This window comes from Pseudomonas cerasi (assembly GCF_027983475.1).
GTDB lineage: Bacteria > Pseudomonadota > Gammaproteobacteria > Pseudomonadales > Pseudomonadaceae > Aquipseudomonas > Aquipseudomonas cerasi.
On the sequence record NZ_JAQJVM010000003.1, the window covers coordinates 401,342 to 426,303 of the forward strand.

The following is a 24,962-nucleotide window of genomic DNA, read 5'->3' on the forward strand; positions in this document are numbered from 1 at the left end:
ACCACCGGGGCAAGCCTCGTGTATTCAGTGCACCATCGGACTGTAGCGGGTTGCCGGTGTGCCGCGCACCACCTTCAGACGGTTGAGGTCGGTGTTGATGCGCCATGCCCAGAAATGCGTACCGTCCTCACGTGCCGTGTCCAGTGCCTGAGCAAGCATCATGCGTACATCCTCAAGCGAGTAGTCATGCGGCTGGTCGAGCATCAGTTGGGCCTTGACCCGCATGATCTCCGGCAAATACCAGCGGTCATGATTTTCTACCGCGCCGATATGAAGCTCATCGAGAATTTCCAGTGCCAGAGGTTCGAGTCTGAGTGCCGCCAGACCTGATGCGTACTCGGTGTGCAGCATCGCATGCAGCGGCGTTTCCACATGGTTGCGCAACTGCTGCAGGGCTTCTCCCAATAGCGGCACACCCGTTGCGGCATCGCCTTCGCGAATCGCCAGAATGCTTTCATAGCAACTGGTCAGCTGGCGCCAGACATGCAGGGGCTGACGTTCGCTGCTCTGTTTGAGCAGCTTGAGGAAATGCCGCGTCTTGTGCAGCGTACCGGCAATCAGCGTCGCCGGGATCGCACTGATCGCCAGCGTGTACCACAAGGTTGCAGGATGACTCAGTGCAATAGCCTGTTGCACATTGGTTTCCAGGGCGACCATCGCCTGGCCGGTATTGCCGATCAGCAACTGAACCTGGGCCCGCAGCGACTGCGCTGCAATACGCTGGTCGAAGTGCATGTCGATAATGTGCGAGGACGGCGAGCGCGGGGCGCCAAGTGCTTCTTCGATGGCCTGACGCGCCGTCTTCATATCGCCCATATAGAACGCGCTGGTGGCGCGCATGCGTCTGCCCAGCAACTGGCAGTCAGCAATGCGGTAATCCTTGCCCAGTGCCAGAAATTGCGAGGCGACCTGCGTACCCTGCAGATGCTTGTTGCTGCAGGTGTGGTCGTTCCACTTGCCCCACAGCGCCCGCAGGCGGTATTCGGAGTCGTCCAGCGCTTCGGCATCTTCACTGACCTGCTGCCAGACTTCGCGCATTTTCTGTCCCGCACCGTAGGTCAGCATCAGAATGCTGCCGGACATGGTCAGCAGACGCATGCGCTGCCGACGATCCATGTGTGCCTCTTCCACCTGCCGGGGCAGGCCGTGGTTTACCCAGTCCTGATATTCGCGCACCAGCGACAGCCGCAGCCACAATGGCGAACTGCACAGCGTCAGTTCGACCCCCAGCTGGCGGTCGCCCTCGGCCGAGAACGCCCAGGTGAGGGCCGCTCGAATGGTGTCGATCTCTATACCGTAACGCTGGGTCCAGAGCTCCTGGGGCATTTGTTCGAGATCCTGTTTGCCTTGTTCCAGAAGGGTCAGTGCCCATTGAGCGTGAGCGCGGCACAGGCGTGGTACATCATCGAACTGCACCAGTTTTTCGTGGGCGTAGAGACGTGTCGTTTCCAGCAGCCTGAAGCGCTTGCCCTGGCTGTGATCGAAGGTGCCGAGCAGCGATTTTTCCAGCAGGCTTTCGAGCATCGGCAATGTCATCCGCACGTCCGGCAAACCGATGTTGACGATCGCCATGACCCCGTCAATGGTGAATGAACCGTTGAATATCGACAGCTGGCGCAGCAACGCCTGCTCGTGCCCGGTGAGCATTCCGTAGGTCCAGTCCAGCGTGGCACTCAGCGAGCGCTGGCGTGGCAAGGCGGTGCGAAGGCCGGTCATCTGCAGTCGAAAACTGCCGTCCAGCAGGCCGACCAGGTCATGAATACCGAAGGTCCTGGCGCGTGCAGCAGCCAGTTCGATGGCCAGTGGATTACCGTCGAGTTTGCGGCAGATGGCGGCGACCGTTCCGGCGTCACCGTCATTGAAGGCAAACTCGGGGTCCTGCTCTCTGGCACGGGTCACGAAGAGCGCCACCCCGGAATAGCCCATGGCCTGCGCGGCAGTGAGCACTTCGTGCTCATCAGGCACTTGCAGCGGGCCGAGTTCATGCACCCATTCGCCCTGCGCACGCAGCGGTTCGCGACTGGTCACCACGATGCAGCATAGCGGTGCATTGGCCAGCAACGCTTCGACGGCAGCGGCGGTTTCGTCGAGCACATGCTCGCAGTTATCGAGCACCAGCAATTGCGGGCGACCGACCAGCGATGGCGGTATGTCGTGCAGCGGTTGTTCGTTTTCGGCGCTAAGCCCCAGTGCGGAGGCGATTCTGCCCAATATCGGTTGCGTGCCGTTGACCGGCGTCAGGTCGACGAACGCGGTGCTGAGGCCCGATTGCGCGGCCAGACTGTCAGCCAGTGCCTGCGCAACGGTCGTTTTGCCGACGCCGCCCGGACCGCTCAGGGTCAACAGACGCCGGGAGAGTGTCAGTTCCGACAGTTGCTCTATCAGTTCGTCACGCCCAAGCACCTGACGGTTGATTGCCGGCACGGTTACGCTGGCGAGTGTGTCCGCTGGCGCAGGTTCGTGGCGGACCGCCTGCTGCACACTGACCGGCGCGACGAATCGGTAGCCACGGCCCGGCACAGTGACAATGTAATTCTCGTCGGCATCCAGTGCCCTGCGCAGGGCAACGATTTGCGCACGCAGGTTGCATTCTTCGACCACCGCTCTGGGCCATGCCAGTGCCAGCAGTTCGGCTTTCTCCAGCAGTTCGCCTGGCCGAGTGGCAAAAGCGACCAGCAATGCCATTGCGCGGCTGCCCAGTGGCACCGGCTGTGAATCCTTGAGCAGCAAATATTCGCGTGGAAGCAGGGTGAACGGGCCAAAGTGAATGGCCTCGTTGCTGCGCGACGCCTCACCTGTTTCCTGAATGGCCATTTCATTCTGGCCGCTTGCTTCGAAATCCATGCTTAGACCTGTGTCAGAAGTAATAACTGCGCCGCCGCACCGTGCAGGAGCATGAAGGTCCCGATCTGTGTCCGTGTGGTGATGAGTGTTCCGTTTATCTGCCAGCGTCCGTTGACCTCCGGCAGATCAGTTGTAACTGAGCGGACACTCCGTGTTACCGGGTGTGCACCAATGCCTGACCGCATGCCTGATTTAACGCGTTGACTGTCCGGAAAGCGGAAAGTCTAGTGACATGAGATGACTGTTATGAGATCGATGCACAAATCGCGCCCACGTTAATTGACATCAGTTAGCCGCCACTCCGTTTACCGTTGGTCGACTTGTAACGATTTTTTGTCAACACGCCATTTGCCCGAACGGTCGTTTAGATGACGGTTGCAGAACTAATGCGACCGGTATGTCCACTTGCAGAGAACCTCATGAATCGAACCGTCAATGCTGCAGAGTTGCATATCGACTTTGACAAGGACCGGGAAAAAGCCTTGTTCAAGTGGCTCATTGCAAGTTTTCTGATGGGCAAGCGAATTCAGTCGACCATCGCCTGTGAGGCGTACCGGGTCATCATCGAAAAGCATGACCGCGACACGCCACGCAAACTGGGCCAATGCACCCATCGCGATTTGGTCAGCATGCTCGGCGAAGCGCATTACGTGCGCTATGACGAGTCCACGGCCGATAGACTGCTGGCGCTGTGTGCCGGGCTCAACGCTGACTACGCAGGCACGATCGGCAATCTCCACGAGGCGAGCGAAGACCGCGCAGACTTCGAGAAACGTCTGGCAGCCTTCAACGGCATCGGCCCCAAGACTGTGGAGATATTCATGCGTGAAGCCGGCAAGGTGCTGTATTGAACACCCCGTTATCATTGCGTACAGGCTGTGCGGGCTGGAGTCTGGGGCGCGAGCACTGTGCTGAATTTTCCGCTGCCGGAACTCATTTGCAACGTTATTCGTCACGCTTCAACACCGTTGAAATCAATAGTTCGTTCTACAGGACACACCGTCCGCAGACTTACAGGCGCTGGGCACAGTCGGTGCCTGACGATTTTCGCTTTTCGGTAAAGATCCCCAAACTGATTACTCATGATCAACGGTTGCAGGATACTGAAGTGTTACTGGATGTGTTTCTTTCCCAGTGCAGTGAGCTGGGTGAAAAACTGGGTTGCCTGCTTATTCAACTACCGCCTTCTCTTGACTATATTCCGGATGTCGCAGAACGCTTTCTTAAAGTGCTGCGCAGTCGTTACAGCGGCACACTTGTTCTTGAGCCGCGTCATGAATCCTGGTGCCAGGCCGAGGCACTTCTGGTCGATCAGCGTATTGCACGAGTCGCAGCCGATCCTTCGCCGATCAGCGCGGGCCATGTTCCTGGCGGATGGCCAGGCGCCCGCTACTGGCGGCTGCACGGCTCACCGAAGATTTACCACAGTGCCTACGGCCCTCAACGGCTGGAGTTTCTGGGCCGGCAGGCGCTGGCGTCGGTGGAAGAGGGCGTCGAAACATGGTGCATATTCGATAACACGGCCAGCGGTGCGGCAATCGAAGATGCCCTGTTACTTCAGACGCTGAGCCGCGCACGATAAGTTCGCCTCTTTCCTGCGCCGTATCCGGTCGTCTGGTGTACGGCAAGTTGCGCAGCGATGTCATCCCTTCTTAATGCAAAGTCTTTCTAATCGTAATTGATAGCGGACGCCTGACAGTTATCCAGGCTCCGTGCCTCTGCCTGCAAAGGCCCGTCTCTCACCAGACCAATCCGTAGCGGCGCGCGCTGCCTGCACGAGCGGCGTTGTAACGCCATGGAATGTCGGGTGGCCAATGGAAGGAAATAACAATGACGACTGTTAGCAAGATCAGCACTGAAAAACCCACCGATCCTACCGATGCCAAAGCCTGGGAACAGGCGGTACAGCAATCACGTGAGGTGGGTATCGAGTGGCAACTGCCTGCCGATGACAAACGCTCCGCTCAGCAGATCATCGACGATAGCCCGCTGCTGAAAAACCTCGGCGGGCGAGGTGACCGGGGGGAAGCCAGGGAAAACCTGATTGCTCAGGTCGGTGACTACACCAAGGACTCAAGTGCCGCGTTTCGAGCCGTGCAATTGCTCGAACACATTGAAACCTTCGACGCCAACGGTGACCGTCTGGCCGGCAAGGACATCGGTAACAATCGTATCGACGGCTACACCAGCAGCAGCGATGCCCGGCACGGCACGGAGGCCGGCCGTCTGAAGGATTTCGGCAAGGACGGTTTCTCGAGCCTCAAGGGCAAACTGCACGAAATCAGATCGCCAGCCGATGACCCTGCGGTTCGCGAAAAGGCCGAGCAGCTCGGGATTCAGTGGGAGCGGCCGAAGGGCGATGAAAGGGATGCCAGAAGTATCGTCGACGGTGACCCTTTGCTCAAAAACCTGGGCAATCAGAGTGACGTCAGGGACATGCTCAAAGAGCAGGTCGGCGACTTCGATACCGACGCAGATGCAGCCTATCGAGCCACTCAGGTGCTGGCCCATATCGAACAGTTCGATAGCAGTGGAGGACGAATTGTCGGCAGTGACGTGGCCAACGGCAGGATCAATGGTTTCACCAAAAGCGGCGAAGCCCGTAACGGCACCGAAGCCGGTCGTCTGCAGGATTTTGGCAAGCACGGTTTCTCCAGCCTCTCGGGTCAATTGAGCAATATTTCGGCGGCTGGCGACAACACCCAGGCCCGCGAACAGGCCAAAAAACTGGGCTTTCTGTGGGAGCTGCCCAAGGACGACACGCGCTCGGCACAAGAGATCATCGACGCCAATCCGTTGCTCAGGGATCTCGGCAATCAGAGCGGCGTCAAGGACATGCTCAAGGAACGCGTCGGAGATTTCGAAAAGGACGCCAATGCTGCCTTTCGCGCTGTCCAAGTGCTCGACCGGGTGACGATGTACAACGAGAAGGGTGAGATTCAGTCTGGGGGCGATGTGTTCAACAGTCGAGTCGACGGCTTCACCAAAGGCGCCGAAGCGAAACATGGCACCGAGGCTGGACGCTTGCAGGACTTCGGCAAACTGGGCTTCGATGCACTGCCGGCGCTGAAAAAGACCGAAGACATCAGCAGTTACAAGGACTTTCTGAAAGCCAGTCCCGATGCTGATGAGGCCTCGAAGCAAATCGCCCGCTACGCGGCAATCCTCGACGAGAACCATGACGCGATCAAGGGCAAGACCGGTTCTGCGGACCTGACCGCCGAGGCGCTGGCGACCTACCGGGACACGCATCCGCAGCTCGGCAAGGAAGTCAGGGAGGCGCTGGACTTCTGGTCGCAACCCGGCGCCTTTGCGCTGCTCGATAATGCTAAAAGCCCGCTCGAGCAAGGCACCGATGGCAAGGCCAGCCGCGGTGACATTCAGGCTTTCCTCAAGAATAGCGCGCCAAAAGACGTCGGTGCCGTGGGCACGCTGCTGGAAGCCGTTGCAGAGGGCAATCTGCTCAACAAGGTCAACACCGACGCGCTCGACAAGGATGTGTTCGAGCATCCGCAGAACTACACCGCAGAGCAGAAGGCCGCAGTCCTGCAGGAACTCAAGGCGGCCCAGAGCCTGATTGTCGAGGGCAGCGGTGCGGGCATGTGGAAGGACGACAAGTCTCAGGTGCAGATTGCCAACAACGTAGGCAGTCATCCCGACCCGCAAAAGCTGCTCGATGACGTCAACGAGCATATCTCGTTGCTCGAAAAGGCCCCCGAGGTGGTCACGTTCTACAACGACAACGCGACCAGCGAATTGAGCAAAGTGCTGGAGGGCAGCGACGCGCTGAAAAGCGCCTTGCAAGGCACTTACGACAATGACATCAAGACCGGCAAAGCCCTCGACAAGCTGTGGGACGCCAACACCAAGGACGGCAAGACCGATCAGCAGACGGCTCTGGCCCGGTTCTACAGCTCGGCTCAAAGCGTTCAGGAGTCTCTGGGTTTGAGTGATCCGGGTGAAATTCAAAAGGCCGTGCAAAAGTCGGCGCACAATAAGGATTTCGAATCGTTCTACGAGAAAACGCTGGTCTCGGGCGAGCGACTCAACGAGTTGTTGAAGACTGAAAGCTTCGAAGTGGCAACCAGCCAGTTCAGCATGGAAGTGGCGATGTATAACGCTGCGCTGAACCCGGAGTTCACAGGGAAATACGACGACAAGCTGACTGAAAACTACACCGCCATTGCCCAGAACAACGTCTTCAAGGACGCCAGTTTCGAGGATCTGAAGAAGGCTTTTGGCAAGGATGGCGGCGATACACTGGACGAGGCGAAAGTCAGGTCGCTGATCGACCAGATCAGTGAAAGCAACCCCGAGTTGCTGACCAATGCCGACGGCAAGCCGGCCACGTCCGACCAGATTCTGGGCGTATTCCGAGGGAATTGGGATCTGTTGCGTCAGGGCACCAAGTCCATTTCCGAACTGGGCCTGTTCAGTGACAACTCTTCGATCAAGGCTGCTTCCGGTGCCGGAGTCCTGCATGGTGTCAGCGGTCTGTTCATGGCCGGCATCACCATCGCCAAGGGGGCAAATGGCGCGGGGGCGCTGACTGATCGGCAGATCGTCGACATCACCACAGGTTCGGTGCAAAGCGCTACCTTGCTGACCGAGGGCGGCGTCAAGAATGTCACCACGATGTTCAAGGACATCAAGGATATGCTCGAGCCGGACATCTACAAGGAAATAACCACCAACCTGTCGAAACTGGAAAACGCTGCCAAAGGGCTGGGTGGCCTGGCCGGAGTGGCCGCAGGGGCCTATGGCATCTTTGACGGTGTGAAATCGATCAGGAGAGGCGAGCTGGTCGCCGGCGGTATGAGCATCACGGCCGGGTCCCTGGGCGCGATGGCCGGTCTGGCATCAGCGGCAGAGGGCGCAGCAGGCGTCCTGCAGTTGACGGGCAGTGTGGTGCGCGCCTTGCCGTTGCTGGCCGGCACTCTGGGACTGGCCGCCGCCGGGGTGGGCGCTGTGGCGCTGCTGATTCCCGGCATGATCGAGGAGGGCAAACAGGAGACCCGTGTCGACCGGTTTTCCGATCACCTCAGGGACTACCTGACCCAGTACGAGATCGATGGAGTCAAGAACGGCACCCTCATGGACGTGCCGGACAGCGAGTGGCCGGGGCCGGAAGAAACCACCATCGCTTCGTAATCGGAGTGGTCAGGCCGGAGCGCCCCGGCCTGCTTTCTGACGCCGATCGACGTAGCGAGTCAGGTCTCAAGCAGCTCACTCAAAGCCTGGCTCAGTTGCTCGGCACTGAACGGTTTGGCGACGCATCGCCGGTCGAGCCACGCGTCAGGTATCCCCAGCCGCCCGTACCCCGAGCAAAACATGAAGGGTATGCCGCGATCGGCAATGGCAGCGGCTATCGGGAACGAGTCTCCGCCGATAATGTTGATATCCAGGATGGCCAGGTCGTACTCGCCGTTACGCGCATATTCAATGCCTTCGTTCAGCGTGCTTGCGTGGTAGGCGGTCGCGAAACCCAGGTCATCGAGCATCATCTCCATCAACGTGGCGAGCATGGTCTCGTCTTCTACCAGCAGTACTTTGGGGAGCGAGGTCTGGTCTTCCGATTCTGAGCTCATAAGTGGCTTTCCGGTTTGTCTGGCCAGGGAATCAGCATTGACCAGATGATCCCTGTGAAGGCGAGCTGAATGTCGGCCTGGCCTTTGAGTTCTCGCTCGATGTTGCGGCGTATCAAGCGCAGGCCAACTTTTACGGTGGTTGCAACCGCCTGTTTCCTTCCATAGGGTTTTTCAACCGGGAACAGCCAGCCGCTGCTTGATACGAAGTGCAGTCGTTCGAGGCTGAACGCGATTCAGATGTTTTCTGTCGGCCGCAGCGGGAATTTGGGCGGCCAGCGGCCCGGATGGACAGCGCAAGAAAATGCGGGGTTGCCGCGAAAGTGCGGCGTGGAGACCTGGATGACGCGCTCTGCTGATACAAGCCAGAGATGGAAGGAAGTGGGTCACCATAACAGGTGCCCGTTGGACGCGTAGCTTTAACTGACGATGGCGGGGAAATGCCTGCAAGTTGGCAGGTGTGGGCCTTTAAGGCCCTGCCTGCCGTTTTTTAGCGAATTATCGGCAAATACTGGGTTGCTATAGGCCCGCTTGGGCAATCAGCCCTGGCCATTCAGCTTGCGCTCAAGCTCACGGTTTTTAGCACGAAGCGTTTCGGCATCCTGCTCTTTTTCCTTGATGGAAGTCGGGGTAATGACCTTGTCCACGCCTTCGGTTGCGGGGTTCTCCTGTGCAATGTCCTTGTGCACCACATCGACCGGCTTGCCGGACTGGTCTGTCGTCGGCGCGGACTGTTCAGGCGTGTGGCTGGAAGGCTTGTCGGTAAGCGTGCTCATTGCAGCTCCTCGGTGTATGTCGTTCTGGTTGGAGGAACGAACGACGCGAAGAGTTCGACCTGTTTTCGTGTGGGCAGGGATTGCCCGCGCAACGGCGTGCAAAAAAAAGCCCCGCCAGACAAGGTCTGGCGGGGCTTTGCTCAAGCTGTGAAAGCCTTAGAGCGCCATGTCACTGGCTGGATTGCTTTTCGCTGGCTGGGCAGCAGGTGCAGGTGTTGGAGCATTACCTGTCTTGTTCACCGGTGGTGGCGGTGTCAGCTGCAGAACTTCGGATGTGTAAGCCCATTCCTCGGCAACACGGTCCGGATTGTTGTTCAGCTTGGTGCCGTAGCTAGGCACGATCTGGTGCAGTTTTGCCTGCCATTCCGGAGTCGCTACCTTGTCCTTGAAGACTTTCTCAAGCACGCCCAGCATGATCGGCGCTGCAGTCGAGGCACCTGGCGAAGCACCCAGCAGGCCGGCAATGCTGCCGTCCTTGGAAGCAACGATTTCGGTACCCAGCTTCAGGACGCCGCCTTTCTCTTCGTCACGCTTGATGATCTGTACGCGCTGACCGGCTTGCATCAGGCGCCAGTCTTCTTTCTTGGCGTTCGGGAAGTACTGCTGCAGGGCAGCGAAGCGATCGTCGTCAGACATCATCACCTGACCGGCGAGGTATTCGATCAGCGGGTACTGTTCGATACCGACGCGAGTCATTGGCCACACGTTATGCGTGGTGGTGCTGGTCAGCAGGTCGAAATAGGAACCGTTTTTCAGGAACTTGGTCGAGAAGGTTGCGAATGGGCCAAACAGGATCACGCGCTTGCCATCCAGAACACGGGTGTCCAGGTGCGGAACCGACATGGGTGGCGCGCCAGTCGACGCGATACCGTAGGCCTTGCCCATATGCTGCATGGCCAGGGTCTGGTTGTCAGTGACAAGCCACGAACCGCCGACCGGGAAGCCGCCGTATTCCTTGGCTTCAGGAATACCGGATTCCTGCAGCAGATGCAGTGCTGCACCGCCGGCACCGATGAACAGGAACTTGGTGTCGGTCTCGGTGACAGTACCGTCTTTCAGGTTCTTGTACTTGACGCGCCAGGTGCCGTCGTCGTTGTGATTGATGTCTTCGACTTCGCTCGACAACTGCAGATTGAAATTCTGCTTGGCTTTCAGATTGGCGACGAACTGGCGGGTGATCTCGCCGAAGTTGACGTCGGTGCCGATCGGGCTCCAGGTCACGGCCAGCTTCTGCGCCGGGTCACGACCTTCCATCATCAACGGGACCCACTTCTTGATCTGCTCGTGGTCTTCGGAGTACTGCATGCCGCTGAACAACGGGCTGGCTTGCAATGCTGCGTAACGCTTGCGCAGGAACTGGATGTTGTTGTCGCCCCACACGAAGCTCATGTGCGGCGTGGAGTTGATGAACGAGCGCGGGTCTTTCAGGACGCCGGTCTTGACCTGCCAGGACCAGAACTGACGGGAGATCTGGAACGCTTCGTTGATCTCGATGGCCTTGGAGATGTCGACGTTGCCGTTCTTGTCTTCAGGGGTGTAGTTCAGTTCGGCGAGGGCCGAGTGACCTGTACCGGCGTTGTTCCAGCCGTTGGAGCTTTCTTCGGCGACGCCGTCGAGACGCTCGACCATTTCCATCGACCAGCTCGGCTCCAGCTCGTTGAGCCAGACGGCGAGGGTGGCACTCATGATGCCGCCGCCGACGAGCAGCACGTCGACTTTCTTGGTTTCAGCCGCCTGCACGGGCATCAGGCCCATGGAAATGGCCAGACCCAGGAGGGCCGTGTTCACTTTTTTAAACATTCTGTCATCCATCTGATAAACGCCATCCGCCGACTACTCCTGGGAAACGGCTCGTCACATGCATTGAAGCCTGCGACAAACACTCGCACCCACAGGGACTAGAGGTGGACATACAAGGCCAATATAATACCGCTCGAGACCTCAATTTATGTCCTGCTGCGCTGACTTCTTATCATCATTGGATTCAGCGTCATGAGTGACATTTGCTCTGTTGGTGCGCTGCGATGCCCGAGGGTCTTGCCCCTGAGCGACTTGCGAAGACACACCTGGTCAGCCTGTTCACGGAGTCTGAGACGCCGCATCGGAGCACGGAGGCACGCTCGACGCGCAATTTTATGTACGCGTGCTGCGACACACTCTCGGTGGCATACCGGCAAAGACGCGGTATTTTCGCATAATGTGCCCCCCCGTTGCGAGATGCCATCATCAAATTAGCCACGAATGCCTTGATTTAGACACTTCACAGCCTTCCACTGCCTATCTGTATCGGCTTTTTCGCCCGGGTCTTTAGCCGTCAGGCGGACATGGCCCTCACTCGATCTGAAACTCTCCCCGAAAAGTGCGCTCATGCGGCCGTTGGCATTCATGAGCCAGGCTCATAACGGCGTGTGGATCTGCCTGACTAATCAGCGCTTCGACCTCCTGTTAGGGTCCGTATACGGCTGCCATGCCTGTGGTCGCAATGTTCGGATACAGACGTCCGTCAAACAGTTGGAACTTTAGAAGCGCAGACCAGTTAAACACTTATAACGGGTGATAGCGTTTTGGCTTTGATTACCCCCTGAAAATAAAGGCAGCACGTCAGTGAGCAGGAGTACGCCCGGGCCGCTGACCACACCATAACGCCCGGCGCTTTACAGCAGCGCCGGCTATTACCGAGTGATCCTGATGACCGAACCCAAGAAGCACAAGGAAACTGCTGTCGACAGCAGCGCCGTGCAGCCCTCACGCCGAAACTTTCTGAAGTTCGGTGCCTCCGGCATTGCTGCGGCCACGCTGTCTACCTGGATCCCCTCCGACGGCCTGCTGCAGGCGGCGCCTTTGGCACCTGCGGCCCCCGTGGTCGAAGACAGTGACGCGCCCGCAGCGGGTGAGCAGCGCATCCAGTTGAAGGTCAATGGCCAGGTTCATACCCTGAACGTGCCGGCCAATGCCGTTCTGCTCGATGTGCTGCGTGACCGCCTGCAACTGACCGGCACCAAGAAGGGCTGTGACCACGGCCAGTGCGGCGCCTGCACGCTGTTGGTCAACGGCCTGGCGATAAACTCCTGTCTGTCGATCGCCGTTCAGCATCAGGGCGACAGCATTACCACCATCGAAGGGCTGGCAGAGGACGGCAAGCTGCACCCGGTACAGGAAGCGTTCTGGGAACACGACGCCTACCAGTGTGGTTATTGCACCTCCGGACAGATCATGAGCGCGGTCGCGATTCTCAAGGACCCGAACATTCCGTCCGACGACGCCAGCGTCAGAGAAGCCATGAGCGGCAATATCTGCCGTTGCGGCGCTTACAAGAACATTCTGTCTGCCGTGCAATCCGCGCGCTCGAAAATGGGAGGTGCCGCCTGATGCGAACTTTCGACTACGCTCGTGCCGCTTCGCCCGCGCAGGCTTTCAGCACAGCGTCCGGTAAGGGGCAACGCTTCTATCTGGCTGGTGGCACCACGCTGCTGGATCTGGTCAAGCTCGACGTGATGCAACCGCAGCAGCTGGTGGACATCAATCATCTGGCGTTGAAGCAGGTCGAGTCGCTGCCGGATGGCCGTCTGCGCATCGGCGCGCTGGTCAGCAATACCGACCTGGCGAGCCACCCGCTGGTGCAGCAGCGCTACCCGGTTCTGTCCGAAGCGATCCTTGCCGGTGCGTCGACTCAATTGCGCAACAAGGCGACCACCGCCGGCAATCTCATGCAGCGTGTGCGCTGCCCGTATTTTCGCGATGGTATTTCAGCCTGTAACAAGCGCCAGCCGGGCTCCGGGTGTGCAGCCATCGGCGGGATGAACCGAAGTGTGCACGCAGTGCTGGGCACCAGCGAGCACTGCATTGCCACGCATCCGTCAGACATGTGTGTCGGCATGGCGGCCATCGGCGGGCAGGTTACCGTTCAGGGCGCCAATGGCTCGCGGGATATCCCGTTCGCTGACTTTCATTTGCTGCCTGGTGATACGCCAGAGCGCGAACACGCGCTGGCGCCCCATGAGCTCATCACCCATGTGACCCTCGACGCGCCGCTGTCAGGCAGCCGCTCGTCTTATCTGAAGTTGCGCGACCGTACTTCGTACCAGTTCGCCCTGGCGTCCAGCGCCGTGATTCTAGTGATGGACGGCAAGCGCATTACCGATGCGCGCATTGCACTGGGCGGCGTGGGTACCAAGCCGTGGCGTGCCCTGGACGCCGAACGTGCACTGATCGGTCAGCGTGCAGACCTTGATACCTTTGCGCAGGTCGCAGCGTTAGCGATGAAGGGCTCGCAGGGCTATGAACACAACGCCTTCAAGATCCCGCTGGGACAGCAGGTCATCGTCCGCAACCTTCGTGACCTCACGGCCTAGGAATTTCTCATGAGTGAAAACATCATTGGTGTGCCGCAGCGTCGTATCGACGGCGGCAAGAAAGTCAGTGGTCAGGCGCGCTATGCCGCGGACCATCCGATGGGCAAGATGCTTTACGCCTATGGCGTCTACAGCACCATCGCCAACGGGCGCGTGGTGGCGATAAAGGATCAGCAGGCCAGGGCGATGCCTGGCGTGATCGATATCTTTCACCACGACAACTTCCCCTCGTTGCACCGTACTCCGAACACCAAGCTGAGCTTTGCCAAGATGCTTTCGGCCAGCAAGGCCGACGAGCATCGCCTGCCGTTCGAGGATGACCGGGTCTATTACCCTGGCCAGTTTGTCGCTCTGGTGGTGGCCGAAAGCTTCGAGCAGGCGAGGGCGGCGGCCTATCGCGTGACGGTTGATTATGACGAGCGTCCAGCGGTCAAGGACCTTGACGAAGGTATGCGCGTCAACGGCGCCCGCGATGGCGGCGCAGGGCACAATCGGGGCAACCCGGACAGCGCCTTCGACGGTGCAAAAGTGAAAGTCGATCAGACCTACACCACACCGGTCGAAGTGCACAACCCGATGGAAATGCACGCCAGCACCGCGTGGTGGCAGGACGGCAAGCTGTTCGTCTATGAAAGCACCCAGGGCGTGGTCAACCACCGCAACCTGTTGGCCAACGTTTTTGACCTTTCCCCCGACCGGGTGGAAGTACGCGCGCCTTTCATAGGCTCGGGCTTTGGCGGCAAGCTGTGGCCGTGGCCGCATTCGGTCGCAGCGTGCGCCGCTGCGAAAGTCACCGGGCGACCGGTGCAGCTAGTGCTGCCGCGTGCGCAGATGTTCACCACGGTGGGGCACCGTCCGGAAACTCGCCAGCGCCTGCGTCTGGCCACCGATGCGAGCGGCAAGCTGGTATCGATTCGTCACGAGTCGTTCAACAACACCTCGATGCTCGATGACTACACCGAAAACTGCGGTGGCGTGACCAAAAGCCTGTATGCCTGCGATAACGTGCTGGTCAGCCACAAGATCAGCCCCATCAACCGCGGCACGCCTACCTCCATGCGCGCGCCGGGCGCGGCCCCGGGCCTGTTTGCACTGGAGTCGGCCATTGATGAAATGGCCCTGGCCAGTGGCATGGACCCTCTGGCATTCCGCAAGCTGAACCTCTCTGACAAGGATCAGAGCGCGGGCCTGCCGTGGTCCAGTAATCACTTGCCTGAAGCCATTGACAAGGCCGCCGAACGGTTTGGCTGGCACGCGCGCAAGGCTGAAGTCGGTTCGATGCGCGAAGGCGATGAAATCATTGGTTACGGCATGGGCGCCTGCAATTGGGAAGCCTATCAGGTGCCTACCGATGCGCGGGTCATTCTGCGTTCCGATGGCACGGCCCTGGCTCAGTGCGGCTTGCAGGACATCGGTACCGGCACTTACACCATCGTCGCGCAGACCGTCAGCCAGTTGACCGGCATTCCCATGGAGCGCGTCGAGGTGGAACTGGGCAGCTCGTCGTTCCCGGCAGGCCCGGTATCCGGCGGCTCTTGGGTCACCGCCAGCGTCATGCCGGCGATCGCCGGTGCCACCCGCGAAGCGTTGCAGAAGCTGCGCCAGTACGCCGTCAGCAAGGATGCAGTGTTCGCCGGACAGGACGCCGAATCGATCAAGGTCGAGAACGGTCAACTGGTCATGGGTGAGCAGCGTGCGAGCTTCGTCGATGTGCTGAACGGTCAGCGCCTGTCGCGTGCCGAGGGCACTTTCCAGAGCGGCATGCCTGAAGCGGGCAAGTACTCGTTCCGCTCGTTCGGTGTGCATTTTGTCGAGGTGCGCTGGGATCCGGGCATTTCCAGCCTGCGCGTCTCGCGGGTGGTCAGTGCCATTGACGTGGGCAAAGTGGTCAACCCGCTGGCCGCACGCAATCAGGTGGAAGGCGCAATTGTGATGGGCATCGGTATGGCCTTGTTCGAGGCCGGTGAATACGATCCGCGTAGCGGCATGCCGGTCAATAACAACTATGCCGAGTACGTGGTGCCGGTGCATGCGGATCAGCCGGACATCGATGTCCTGCTGCTCGATTATCCGGATTACAACCTGGGTGAATTCGGCGCACGTGGTATCGGCGAGATTGGTGTGACCGGGCTGGCGGCGGCAGTGGCCAATGCGGTGTATCACGCGACGGGCAAACGGGTACGCAGCCTGCCGATCAGCAAGGAAAAACTGATGGCAGGGTTGTAGTCATGAAACAGCTTGATTTGCAGGTTGTACAACAGGCGCGTGACTGGCTGGCCGGCGGCAAGGCCGTCTGGCTGTGTACGGTTCTTTCCACATTCGGCTCGGCCCCGCGCGGGCCGGGGGCGATGCTGGTGGCGCTGGGCAGCGGCGAGCATCGCGGCTCTCTGTCAGGTGGCTGCGTGGAAGAGGATTTTCTCGAGCGCGTTGCTGCCAGCCAGTTCGAGCCGGTCAATCAGGTGGTTCGTTACGGCGACGGCGGCTTCGCGCCGACGCGGGCCTTGCCGTGCGGTGGTGTGCTGGATGTGTTGATCGAGTTCATTGCCCCAGGCCCTGAAGCCGATGCTCATCTGGCGGCCATCGAGCAGGCGCTGGCCGGTCGCGAGCTGGTCAGCAGGCAGGTGCAACTGGGCGGCGTGCAGAGGGAGATCGGGCCTGCGACGATGGGCGAGTCACGCGTACAGGTCGACGGTGAGCGGATCAGCATCCGCATGGGTGCGGTGTACCGCGTGCTGCTCGCCGGACTGTCGCCGGTGGCCGAGTTCTGCGCCAGTTTTGCCGTTGCGATGGGGTATGAGGTGATCGTTTGTGACCCTCGTGTCGAGGTCACTTCCGGGTTCTCGATGCCGGGTGTCGAGGTGCGTGGCGTGCTGCCTGCGGTGTTCATTGCCGAGGGCGGCTGCCACAGTTCGACGGCCGTTCTTGCTCTGACGCATGATCCGAAGCTGGATGATCTGAGCATGCTCGAGGCGGTCCGTACCGAGGCGTTTTACATAGGCGCGATGGGTTCGATGCGCACCAGCAGCAAACGTCTGGAGCGTCTGGGGCGGATTGGCGGGCTGGACGCTCAGGTCCTGGACCGGATTCACGCGCCCATCGGCCTGAACCTGGGCAGCAAGACCCCTTCCGAGATCGCCATTGCGGTAATGGCCGATATCCTGCGGGTGGCCAACGGTGTCAGTCGTGCCGAGGTGTAAGGTGTTGCCGGCAGGCTTCTGCCAGCGCTGACGGGGTGTCGGCGTCATGCAGGATGCCAGGGTCATCGCAGTGCAGTACGTCACATGCCTCGGGGTTATCGATGATCAGTGCTTTCGCGCCCTGATCGCCTTCCAGCTTGAGCAGCGCTGGCCAGAACCGGCGGCCAATAATCACCGGGTGGCCGCGCTGGCCCTTGTGCATGGGCAGGACGATGCGCTGGGAATCGGCCATTCTGGCCAGGTCATGCAGGGTCTGCGGCTGTACCCAGGGCATGTCCGCGAGAACAATGGCAACCGCATCGGCAAAGGAGTCCATCACTGCCGCAACGGCGCTCGCCAGGCTGTGGCCCATCCCCAGTTCGGCCTGTTCGCTGCGGATGATCGTGACGTTCGAGGCAATCCCCAGCGCATCCGCCTTGTCATCAGGGCGCACTACCACCGCCGTTTTGCCGAATGCGTTTTGCGCGTTTTCCAGGCTTGCCGTGAGTAGGGTCCGCCCGCAAGGTAGAAGCGCCTGCCGTTTGTCACCGGCAAAGCGTCTGCTGCGCCCCGCTGCTAGGACCAGGGCGAACACTTCTGGGATCTGGCTGTCTATGCTGCTCAATCCGAAACCTTATGAGTGGGTGAAAGGAGAGGGCGCACGCGGCTTGCCCGTCGCACCCTGCAGTTCTGCTGATGCACGCACAATGCCTTATTTCGCTGCCTTGCCGGTAGCGGCACGAATCATGTTTTCGAGGGTTTCAAGTGGACAATCATATTCGTCCTGTCGATCTGGAAAAAGCCTACCGTTTGCTCAACCACGGCCCGACCGTGCTGGTCTCATCCAGCCACGAGGGCACGCATAACGTCATGGCTGCGGCCTGGGCCTGTGCACTGGACTTTTCGCCGCCGAAAGTGACGCTGGTCATCGACAAGATGACCAAGACCCGCGAGCTGGTTGAGAAGAGTGGCTACTTTGCCCTGCAGGTGCCCAATCTGGATCAATTGCAGATGACCTTCGACGTCGGCACCCAGAGCAAGGTCTTTACCCCGGACAAGCTGGACAAGGCCAATGTGGACCTGTTCCGCATCGACGGCCACGACTCGCCGCTGGTCGCAGGCTGCTCGGCGTGGCTGATCTGCAAGGTCATTCCCGAGCCGCACAATCAGCAGACCTATGACCTGTTCATTGGTGAAGTGGTGGGTGCCTGGGCCGATACCCGTGTGTTCAACGACGGACACTGGGAATTCGAAAAGGCCGACCCGAAATGGCGCAGCCTGCATTACGTCGCGGGCGGGCATTTCTACACGATTGGTGAGCCTGCGGTGGTGGAAACGGGCGAGGAATGATCGCGATGTCTGGCCCTGACGATCTCCACTGGCCGTAAAGGCCTCTTCGTGAGCAAGCTCACTCCCACACAAGCACACTCATCGTTCCCGTGGGAGCAAGCTTGCTCGCGAAAGCGGACTGACTGCTCCGCAAGTAGTCAGCGGCTGCACCAGCCTTTTCATGAGCAAGCACACACTGCCTCCGTGGGAGCGAGCTTGCTCGCGAAAGCGGACTGACTGCTCCGCAAATAGTCAGCGGCTGCACCAGCCTTTTCATGAGCAAGCACACACCGCCTCCGTGGGAGCGAGCTTGCTCGCGAAGGCGGACTGACTGATCAGCAGACATTCAGCGGCCTTCGCGAGCAACGCGGATCGCCGCCCCGGTCACTTCCGTAACAGCTGTGTACCTGCTGAATCCTCAGTGACGATCCCGCCACACGGTCTGCGCATTGCAGAATTCGCGTACACCGAAGTGCGACAGCTCACGGCCAAAACCGCTTTTCTTCACGCCGCCGAAGGTCACGCGTGGGTCTGAAGCGCTGTAGCCATTGATGAACACACCGCCGGTTTCCAGTTCCTCGGTCATGCGCTCGGCCAGCTGCAGGTCGCGGGTATAAACCGTCGCGGTCAGGCCGAAGTCGCTGTCATTGGCCAGCTCCAGGGCGTGCTGCGCGTCTCTGGCGGTGATGATCGACGCTACCGGGCCGAACAGCTCCTGCCGGAACGAAGTCATCTTATCGGTGACGTTACCGAGCACGGTCGGCTGATAATAATTGCCCTGGCCTTCAGCCTTTTTGCCGCCCAGCAACAGCGTGGCGCCTTCGGCGAGCGTGTCCTGCACCTGGGCATCCAGCTCGTCGCGCAGATCGAAGCGCGCCATGGGGCCGATGTAGGTTTCGCTGGAGAGGGGGTCGCCTGTCACCAGTTGACGCGTTTGCTCGACGAATCTGCGGGTGAACTCCTCGACCACGCCTTGCTCGATGATCAGGCGCTTGGCCGCTGCACAGACCTGCCCGGTGTTCTGGAAGCGGCCAATCACCGCCGCCTTCACCGCCTGATCCAGGTCCGCGTCATTGAGCACGATGAACGGGTCGGAACCGCCCAGTTCCAGCACGCATTTCTTCAATGCCGCACCGGCCTGGGCACCGATGGCCTGGCCAGCACGCACGCTGCCGGTCAGGGTGACGGCTGCGATGCGCGGGTCGGCAATGGCGCTTGAAACGCCTTCCGGGGTCACGTTGATGACCTCGAACACACCCTCCGGAAAACCGGCACGCTTGAACGCGTCGAGCATCAGGTAAGCGCAGCCCATTACGTTGGGCGCGTGCTTGAGCACGTAAGTATTGCCGGCCAGCAGGGTCGGAATCGCGCCGCGCAGCACTTGCCAGATCGGGAAATTCCATGGCATCACTGCGAGAATCGGGCCCAGCGGACGGTACTCGATCCGCGCCTTGTCATTCTCGACCTGAGTTGCTTCGGCCACCAGCATCGCCGGGCCTTGTGCCGCGTACCAGTCGCACAGCTGCGCGCATTTTTCGACCTCGCCTCGGGCCTGAGCGACGGGCTTGCCCATTTCCTGACTGATCATGCGTGCAATGTTGTCGACGTCATCACGCAGGGCCTGACCCATGGCGATGATCAGTTGCGCACGTTGCTGAACCGGCGTGCGCTTCCAGCCTGCAAAACCGGCCGCCGCGCGCGACAGGCTTTGATCCAGCGCAACGGCTGATTCGAAGGCATAGTGGCCGATCTGCTCGCCGGTGGCAGGGTTGATCGAGATTGCATGGGTGTTGCTGGTGACAGTAGTCATTGCGCCATCCTGTTGAGGTGGAAGTGGGACCAGCATATAGGCGTGCAATGCTTTGTAAAACTGAATAATAATGATCGTAACGTTCATGTTTGGAGAATGATATGGATCTGGTTCAGTTGGAGATCTTCAAGGCGGTGGCTGAACACGGCAGCATCAGCGCCGCCGCGCAGCACATCCACCGGGTGCCCTCGAACCTGACCACGCGCATCAAGCAACTGGAGCAGGATCTGGGCGTCGACCTGTTCATTCGCGAGAAGCACCGCTTGCGCCTGTCTCCCGCAGGCTGGAATTTTCTCGACTACACGCGACGCATCCTGGATCTGGTGCAGGAAGCGCGTTCCGCCGTTTCCGGTGAGGAGCCACAGGGGCCTTTTGCACTGGGCTCGCTGGAAAGCACGGCTGCGGTCAGGATTCCTGCGCTGCTGGCCGCCTACAACCAGCAGAACGCCAAGGTCGAGCTGGACCTGTCCACAGGCCCGTCCGGAACCATGATCGACGGCGTGCTGGCCGGTCGACTGGTCGCTGCGTTCGTTGACGGGCCAGTGCAGCATCCATCGCTTGACGGCGTGCCGGTCTTCGAAGAGGAAATGGTCATCATCGCGCCGCTCAATCATGCGCCGGTCAAGCGCGGGCGGGATGTCAGCGGAGAGAGTATCTATGCGTTTCGTGCCAACTGCTCGTACCGCCATCACTTTGAACGCTGGTTCACCGATGACGCGGCAGTGCCGGGCAAGATCCATGAAATGGAGTCCTACCACGGCATGCTCGCCTGCGTCAGCGCCGGTGCCGGGCTGGCGCTGATGCCGCGCAGCATGCTGGAAAGCATGCCCGGCTGCGCCACGGTCAGTATCTGGCCGCTGTCCGAGAAGTTTCGCTACCTGCAGACCTGGCTGATCTGGCGCCGCGGCACGGTGTCACGCAGCCTGACTCGCTTCGTCGAGTTGCTGGAACAGCGCAACGAGCCAGCGAGCGTTTAACGGCCTGCACAAACCCGCTCGGCAATCGCCGCACCGACTTGTTGAGTCGAAAGCGTGCCGCCCAGATCCGGCGTGACGTCGCCGTTGGCGATCACTTGCTCGATGGCGGTGATGATTTCGTCATGGGCCGCGGTGAAGCGCTGATCGCCCTGGCCGAGGAATTCGAGCATGAGCGCACCCGACCAGATCATGGCGATCGGGTTGGCGATGTTCTGGCCGAAGATATCCGGGGCCGAGCCGTGAACCGGTTCGAACAGCGACGGGAAGTGACGCTCGGGGTTGAGGTTGGCTGACGGCGCGATGCCGATGGTGCCTGCGCAGGCCGGGCCGAGGTCGCTGAGGATGTCGCCGAACAGATTGGACGCCACTACCACGTCGAAGCGCTCGGGTTGCAGCACGAAACGTGCGCAGAGAATGTCGATGTGTTGCTTGTCCCAACTGATGCCGGGGTACTGGCTGGCCATCGTTTCGGTGCGCTTGTCCCAATACGGCATGCTGATGGCCATGCCGTTGGATTTGGTCGCCGAGGTAACGTGCTTGCGCTCGCGTTTGCTGGCCATCTCGAAGGCGAATTTGAGAATGCGGTCGACGCCGCGACGGGTGAACACCGATTCCTGCAACACGAATTCGTTGTCGGTATTTTCGAACATGATCCCGCCCAGCGACGAGTATTCACCTTCGGTGTTTTCCCGGACCACGACAAAGTCGATGTCGCCCGGTTTACGATGGGCCAGCGGGCAGGGCACGCCTGGAAACAGCCGCACCGGACGGATATTCGCGTACTGGTCGAATTCGCGACGAAACTTGAGCAGCGAGCCCCACAGTGAGATGTGATCCGGCACCTTTTCCGGCCAGCCGACGGCGCCGAAGAAGATCGAGTCAAAGCCTTTGAGCTGTTCGAACCAGTCGTCCGGCATCATCTTGCCGTGCTTCAGATAGTAATCGCAGCTGGCCCATTCGAAGTATTCGAACTCCAGGTCCAGCCCGTGCCGTGCGGCAGCGGCCTGCACCACACGTACTCCTTCGGGCAGCACTTCCAGGCCGATGCCGTCACCGGCGAGGGCAGCGATACGCAGTTTCTTGTTGTTCATGATGGCGCTCTCTCTGAATCGATCCATTACGGGTGTGCGATGAATGAGTTGCACAGGCCATCCATGCTATAAGCACACGATACAAAGATAATCAGCTTATTAATGGACTGAGAAAACACGAATCGTGAATAAATACCCCAGTCTCGATGATTTGAATGTGTTCGTTCATGTGGCCCGGCGCTCAAGCTTCGTCGGGGCTGCGGATGAGCTTGGCATGTCCGCTGCCTACGTCAGCAAGCGCATCCGTTTGCTGGAGCAGGGCATAGGCGTGGTGTTGCTGCACCGCTCGACCCGGCAGGTGTCGATTACCGAAGATGGCGAGCGCGTTTACGAGTGGGCCAGGGGTATGCTCGACTCAGTGCAGCAGATGGGCGACCAAGTGGCGGCAATGCATGGCGAACCGAGTGGCTTGTTGCGCGTGGTCAGCAGCCAGGGCTTTGGCCGTCGTTTCGTCGCGCCGGCGTTGTCGAAATTGGCCGCGCGTTATCCGAAGCTGGATATCCGTCTGGACATTCAGGACCGGCTGGTCGATCTGATCGAGGAGGGCGTCGATCTGGATATCCGCGTCGGCAACGAAATCGCTCCGCACTTGCGCGCCAGGCATCTGGCCAGCAACTGGCGGGTTCTGTGCGCGAGCCCCGGCTACCTCAACCTTCATGGCACGCCGCTCAATCTTGGCGAACTGGCCAATCACGATTGCCTGGTGATCAAGGAGCGCGACCGGCCGTTCGGCATCTGGCACCTCAACGGGCCGCAGGGTGCCGAAACCGTCAAGGTGACCGGCAGCCTGTCCACCAACCACGGCGAAATCGCCCGCCAGTGGTGCCTGGACGGACGCGGGGTATTGCTGCGTTCGCTGTGGGATGTGCGCACTGACCTGGCCGAGGGCCGGCTGGTTCAGGTGTTGCCGGATTACCGTCAGGATGCAGACATCTGGGCGGTGCATACCTCGCCGCTGATGAGTTCGGCCAAGGTCCGCGTCACGGTGGAGTTTCTGCGCGACTACCTTGCCCTGCATCCTTCGCCGGTCAACCACTGAGACACGCCACGCACTGTCAGTGGGTGCCGGCCGCCTTGTTCAGGTCGCTTTCGGTCCACTCGGTGTAGATGCATGCGTCTGCGGCGGCCCAGCGCACGTGCACTGGGTCGCCGGCCTTGAGCGACATGCCGTTCGCGGAAAGCGCCTTGACCGTCATGGCCGTACCTCCGGCAGTGACTACCGAGCACGTCTGGCTCTCGCCAAGGAACAGCACTTCATGGACCGTGGCGCTCACCTCGTTCCAGCCTGCTTCGAGTGGCATGGCCACAGCCTGGGACACGCTCAGCGCCTGGGCTTTCTCCGGGCGCACCATCAGCAGCACGTCCTGATCGGTCTTCAGCCCTGCGGTGAGGCGAATCGCCAGTGTGCTGCCCTCGAACGTCGCCACGGCATTGCCCTGAGCCTTGAGCCTGAGGAAGTTCGAGTTGCCGAGAAACGAGGCGACGAAGGCATTCGGTGGATCCTGGTACAGGTCATAGCCCGAGCCCAGACCGACGATCTTGCCATGGCTGAAAATGGCGATGCGCTGTGACAGGCGCATGGCTTCTTCCTGGTCATGGGTCACGTAAACGATGGTGATGCCCAGCCGGCGATGCAACTGACGCAGTTCGTCCTGCAAGTCTTCACGCAGCTTCTTGTCCAGTGCGCCCAGAGGCTCGTCCATCAGCAGGATGCGCGGCTCGTAAACCAGCGCCCTGGCGATGGCGACCCGTTGCTGCTGGCCGCCTGACAGTTGCGACGGGCGACGATGAGCGAAGGCTTCCAGCTGAACCAGCTTGAGCATCGCATCGACTTTCTTCTCGCGTTCGGCCGCAGGCATCTTGCGGATCGCCAGCGGGAAGGCAATGTTGTCGCGGACCGACAGGTGCGGGAACAGCGAGTAGCGCTGGAACACCATGCCGATGTCACGCTTGTGCGGCGGCACATTCACCAGCGATTTGCCGCCCACCAGAATCTCGCCCGAGCTGGGCGTTTCGAAGCCGGCGAGCATCGACAGCGTGGTGCTTTTTCCCGAGCCGCTGGAGCCCAGGAAGGTCAGGAATTCGCCGTCCTGGATGTCCAGGGAAATGTCGTCGACGGCGGCGAAACTTCCGTAGTGCTTGTTCAGATTACACAGGCTGACGAGTGTGTTCTGTCGCTGATGGGCGGGGTCTTTGATCAAGGCACTCATGAAGTACTCCTGGCTTCGTTGCGGCGACGCAGGGTCGCGGCGATGAACATGATCAGCACCGACAGGGCGATCAGCAGCGTTGAGGCGACGGCGATGACTGGCGTCAGGTCCTGACGCAGGGTGGTCCACATTTTTACGGGAAGGGTTTGCAGGGTAGGGCTGGCCATCATCACGCTCAAGACCACCTCGTCCCACGACACCAGGAACGCGAACAGCGCACCGGCCATCATGCCCGGCCGGATGCCGGGAAAGGTCACCTTGTAGATGGCCTGCAAGCGTGAGGCACCGCAGATGACTGCGGCATCCTCGATGGACTGGTCGAACAGCTTCAACGAATTGATGATCGAGATGATGGTGAACGGCAAGGCAACGATCACATGGCTGACGACGAAGGAAAACAGCGTGCCGGTGTAGCCGAGCTTGAGAAACAGCGCGTAGACCGCGACGGCGATGATCACCAGCGGCACGATCATCGGCAGTGTGAAGACGCCGTACAGCAGGTCACGCCCCGGAAACCGGCCACGCACCAGTGCGAATGCAGTGGGCAGGCCCAGTGCCACCGAGGCGAGGGTGGTCAGGATCGCGACCTTGAAGCTGGACATGGCCGCGGCCATCCAGTCCGGATTGGAAAAAAACTGCTGATACCACTTCAGCGTCCAGCCGGGCGGCGGAAACACCAGCCACTGCGACGAACCGAACGACAGCAGGACGATGAACAGGATCGGCAGCAACAGGAACAGCGCGATCAGGGCGGTGGTCAGGTACAGGCCCGTACGCAAGCCGGGGCTCATGGCATTGGGTGTCAGGAGCAT

19 protein-coding genes are annotated in these 24,962 nt (G+C 60.1%); 10 read left to right on the forward strand and 9 right to left on the reverse strand.

The window, feature by feature from the left end; translation table 11 throughout:
* Window positions 1-24: 24 nt before the first annotated feature.
* The gene (locus PI739_RS18060; protein WP_096137259.1) at window positions 25-2,844 is read right to left on the reverse strand and encodes an ATP-binding protein; all 2,820 of its coding nucleotides are present in this window, start codon (window positions 2,842-2,844) and stop codon (window positions 25-27) included.
* 419 nt (window positions 2,845-3,263) lie between these two features.
* On the opposite strand from PI739_RS18060, the gene PI739_RS18065 reads away from it, so the two are divergent.
* The 3 genes from PI739_RS18065 to PI739_RS18075 all read left to right on the forward strand — a co-directional run bounded on the left by PI739_RS18065 (window position 3,264) and on the right by PI739_RS18075 (window position 7,995).
* Complete coding sequence (locus tag PI739_RS18065) at window positions 3,264-3,695, forward strand: DNA methylase (RefSeq protein ID WP_096137258.1); 432 nt, start codon at window positions 3,264-3,266, stop codon at window positions 3,693-3,695.
* Entirely contained in the window at window positions 3,692-4,426 is a 735-nt protein-coding gene (locus PI739_RS18070; RefSeq protein WP_096137257.1) for a DUF72 domain-containing protein, read from the forward strand. Before PI739_RS18065 ends, PI739_RS18070 begins: the two co-directional genes overlap by 4 nt.
* A 248-nt stretch (window positions 4,427-4,674) precedes the next feature.
* A complete protein-coding gene (locus PI739_RS18075) occupies window positions 4,675-7,995 on the forward strand; it encodes a type III effector HrpK domain-containing protein (protein WP_271352076.1) in 3,321 nt (1,106 codons plus the stop codon).
* 59 nt (window positions 7,996-8,054) lie between these two features.
* On the opposite strand, the gene PI739_RS18080 is transcribed toward PI739_RS18075, so the two are convergent.
* The 3 genes from PI739_RS18080 to mqo form a co-directional block, all read right to left on the reverse strand.
* Window positions 8,055-8,432, reverse strand: coding sequence for a response regulator (locus PI739_RS18080; RefSeq protein WP_003434210.1), 378 nt, complete (start codon window positions 8,430-8,432; stop codon window positions 8,055-8,057).
* A 536-nt stretch (window positions 8,433-8,968) separates the two neighbouring features.
* Entirely contained in the window at window positions 8,969-9,205 is a 237-nt protein-coding gene (locus PI739_RS18085; RefSeq protein WP_248680587.1) for a hypothetical protein, read from the reverse strand.
* A gap of 156 nt (window positions 9,206-9,361) precedes the next feature.
* Window positions 9,362-11,005, reverse strand: a complete 1,644-nt coding sequence (gene mqo / locus PI739_RS18090) for a malate dehydrogenase (quinone) (protein WP_044309634.1) — start codon at window positions 11,003-11,005, stop codon at window positions 9,362-9,364.
* An 888-nt stretch (window positions 11,006-11,893) separates the two neighbouring features.
* On the opposite strand from mqo, the gene PI739_RS18095 reads away from it, so the two are divergent.
* From PI739_RS18095 to PI739_RS18110, 4 genes are read left to right on the forward strand one after another with little or no spacing between them, the layout of a single operon-like run.
* Window positions 11,894-12,574 carry a (2Fe-2S)-binding protein gene (locus PI739_RS18095; RefSeq protein WP_003369233.1) on the forward strand — a complete coding sequence of 227 codons (681 nt, stop codon included), beginning with the start codon at window positions 11,894-11,896 and terminating at the stop codon, window positions 12,572-12,574.
* Complete coding sequence (locus PI739_RS18100) at window positions 12,574-13,557, forward strand: FAD binding domain-containing protein (RefSeq protein ID WP_271352077.1); 984 nt, start codon at window positions 12,574-12,576, stop codon at window positions 13,555-13,557. Before PI739_RS18095 ends, PI739_RS18100 begins: the two co-directional genes overlap by 1 nt.
* A gap of 9 nt (window positions 13,558-13,566) precedes the next feature.
* Window positions 13,567-15,783 carry a xanthine dehydrogenase family protein molybdopterin-binding subunit gene (locus tag PI739_RS18105; protein ID WP_248688526.1) on the forward strand — a complete coding sequence of 739 codons (2,217 nt, stop codon included), beginning with the start codon at window positions 13,567-13,569 and terminating at the stop codon, window positions 15,781-15,783.
* Window positions 15,784-15,785: 2 nt separating this feature from the next.
* Window positions 15,786-16,754, forward strand: coding sequence for an XdhC family protein (locus PI739_RS18110; RefSeq protein ID WP_003434200.1), 969 nt, complete (start codon window positions 15,786-15,788; stop codon window positions 16,752-16,754).
* Here the strand turns inward: PI739_RS18110 and PI739_RS18115 are convergent.
* Window positions 16,735-17,358: a nucleotidyltransferase family protein gene (locus tag PI739_RS18115; protein WP_096104866.1), complete on the reverse strand. Its 624-nt coding sequence runs from the start codon at window positions 17,356-17,358 to the stop codon at window positions 16,735-16,737. The two genes, PI739_RS18110 and PI739_RS18115, sit on opposite strands and share 20 nt — an antisense overlap.
* A 140-nt stretch (window positions 17,359-17,498) precedes the next feature.
* Between PI739_RS18115 and PI739_RS18120 the strand changes: the two genes are divergently transcribed.
* Window positions 17,499-18,083: a flavin reductase family protein gene (locus tag PI739_RS18120; RefSeq protein WP_003369242.1), complete on the forward strand. Its 585-nt coding sequence runs from the start codon at window positions 17,499-17,501 to the stop codon at window positions 18,081-18,083.
* A 397-nt stretch (window positions 18,084-18,480) separates the two neighbouring features.
* Here PI739_RS18120 and PI739_RS18125 read toward each other — a convergent pair whose 3' ends face one another.
* A complete protein-coding gene (locus PI739_RS18125; protein WP_271352078.1) occupies window positions 18,481-19,872 on the reverse strand; it encodes an aldehyde dehydrogenase family protein in 1,392 nt (463 codons plus the stop codon).
* Between the two features lie 101 nt (window positions 19,873-19,973).
* On the opposite strand from PI739_RS18125, the gene ptrR reads away from it, so the two are divergent.
* The gene (gene ptrR / locus PI739_RS18130) at window positions 19,974-20,849 is read left to right on the forward strand and encodes a putrescine utilization regulator PtrR (RefSeq protein ID WP_058416160.1); all 876 of its coding nucleotides are present in this window, start codon (window positions 19,974-19,976) and stop codon (window positions 20,847-20,849) included.
* Here the strand turns inward: ptrR and PI739_RS18135 are convergent.
* Window positions 20,846-21,940, reverse strand: a complete 1,095-nt coding sequence (locus PI739_RS18135; RefSeq protein ID WP_003434192.1) for a tartrate dehydrogenase — start codon at window positions 21,938-21,940, stop codon at window positions 20,846-20,848. The genes ptrR and PI739_RS18135 overlap by 4 nt on opposite strands.
* Before the next feature lie 124 nt (window positions 21,941-22,064).
* On the opposite strand from PI739_RS18135, the gene PI739_RS18140 reads away from it, so the two are divergent.
* On the forward strand, window positions 22,065-22,979 hold the full coding sequence (locus PI739_RS18140; protein ID WP_271352079.1) for a LysR substrate-binding domain-containing protein: 915 nt from the start codon (window positions 22,065-22,067) through the stop codon (window positions 22,977-22,979).
* 16 nt (window positions 22,980-22,995) lie between these two features.
* On the opposite strand, the gene PI739_RS18145 is transcribed toward PI739_RS18140, so the two are convergent.
* A complete protein-coding gene (locus tag PI739_RS18145) occupies window positions 22,996-24,150 on the reverse strand; it encodes an ABC transporter ATP-binding protein (RefSeq protein WP_058396998.1) in 1,155 nt (384 codons plus the stop codon).
* Complete coding sequence (locus PI739_RS18150) at window positions 24,147-24,962, reverse strand: ABC transporter permease (protein WP_003410149.1); 816 nt, start codon at window positions 24,960-24,962, stop codon at window positions 24,147-24,149. The genes PI739_RS18145 and PI739_RS18150 overlap by 4 nt, the downstream gene beginning before the upstream one ends.

Coding starts and splice junctions, on each gene's coding strand:
- PI739_RS18060 (WP_096137259.1), bottom strand. CDS start 2,844: ATGGATTTCGAAGCAAGCGGCCAGAATGAAATGGCCATTCAGGAAACA.
- PI739_RS18065 (WP_096137258.1), top strand. CDS start 3,264: ATGAATCGAACCGTCAATGCTGCAGAGTTGCATATCGACTTTGACAAG.
- PI739_RS18075 (WP_271352076.1), top strand. CDS start 4,675: ATGACGACTGTTAGCAAGATCAGCACTGAAAAACCCACCGATCCTACC.
- PI739_RS18080 (WP_003434210.1), bottom strand. CDS start 8,432: ATGAGCTCAGAATCGGAAGACCAGACCTCGCTCCCCAAAGTACTGCTG.
- PI739_RS18085 (WP_248680587.1), bottom strand. CDS start 9,205: ATGAGCACGCTTACCGACAAGCCTTCCAGCCACACGCCTGAACAGTCC.
- mqo (WP_044309634.1), bottom strand. CDS start 11,005: ATGTTTAAAAAAGTGAACACGGCCCTCCTGGGTCTGGCCATTTCCATG.
- PI739_RS18095 (WP_003369233.1), top strand. CDS start 11,894: ATGACCGAACCCAAGAAGCACAAGGAAACTGCTGTCGACAGCAGCGCC.
- PI739_RS18100 (WP_271352077.1), top strand. CDS start 12,574: ATGCGAACTTTCGACTACGCTCGTGCCGCTTCGCCCGCGCAGGCTTTC.
- PI739_RS18105 (WP_248688526.1), top strand. CDS start 13,567: ATGAGTGAAAACATCATTGGTGTGCCGCAGCGTCGTATCGACGGCGGC.
- PI739_RS18110 (WP_003434200.1), top strand. CDS start 15,786: ATGAAACAGCTTGATTTGCAGGTTGTACAACAGGCGCGTGACTGGCTG.
- PI739_RS18125 (WP_271352078.1), bottom strand. CDS start 19,872: ATGACTACTGTCACCAGCAACACCCATGCAATCTCGATCAACCCTGCC.
- ptrR (WP_058416160.1), top strand. CDS start 19,974: ATGGATCTGGTTCAGTTGGAGATCTTCAAGGCGGTGGCTGAACACGGC.
- PI739_RS18135 (WP_003434192.1), bottom strand. CDS start 21,940: ATGAACAACAAGAAACTGCGTATCGCTGCCCTCGCCGGTGACGGCATC.
- PI739_RS18145 (WP_058396998.1), bottom strand. CDS start 24,150: ATGAGTGCCTTGATCAAAGACCCCGCCCATCAGCGACAGAACACACTC.
- PI739_RS18150 (WP_003410149.1), bottom strand. CDS start 24,962: ATGCTCCTGACACCCAATGCCATGAGCCCCGGCTTGCGTACGGGCCTG.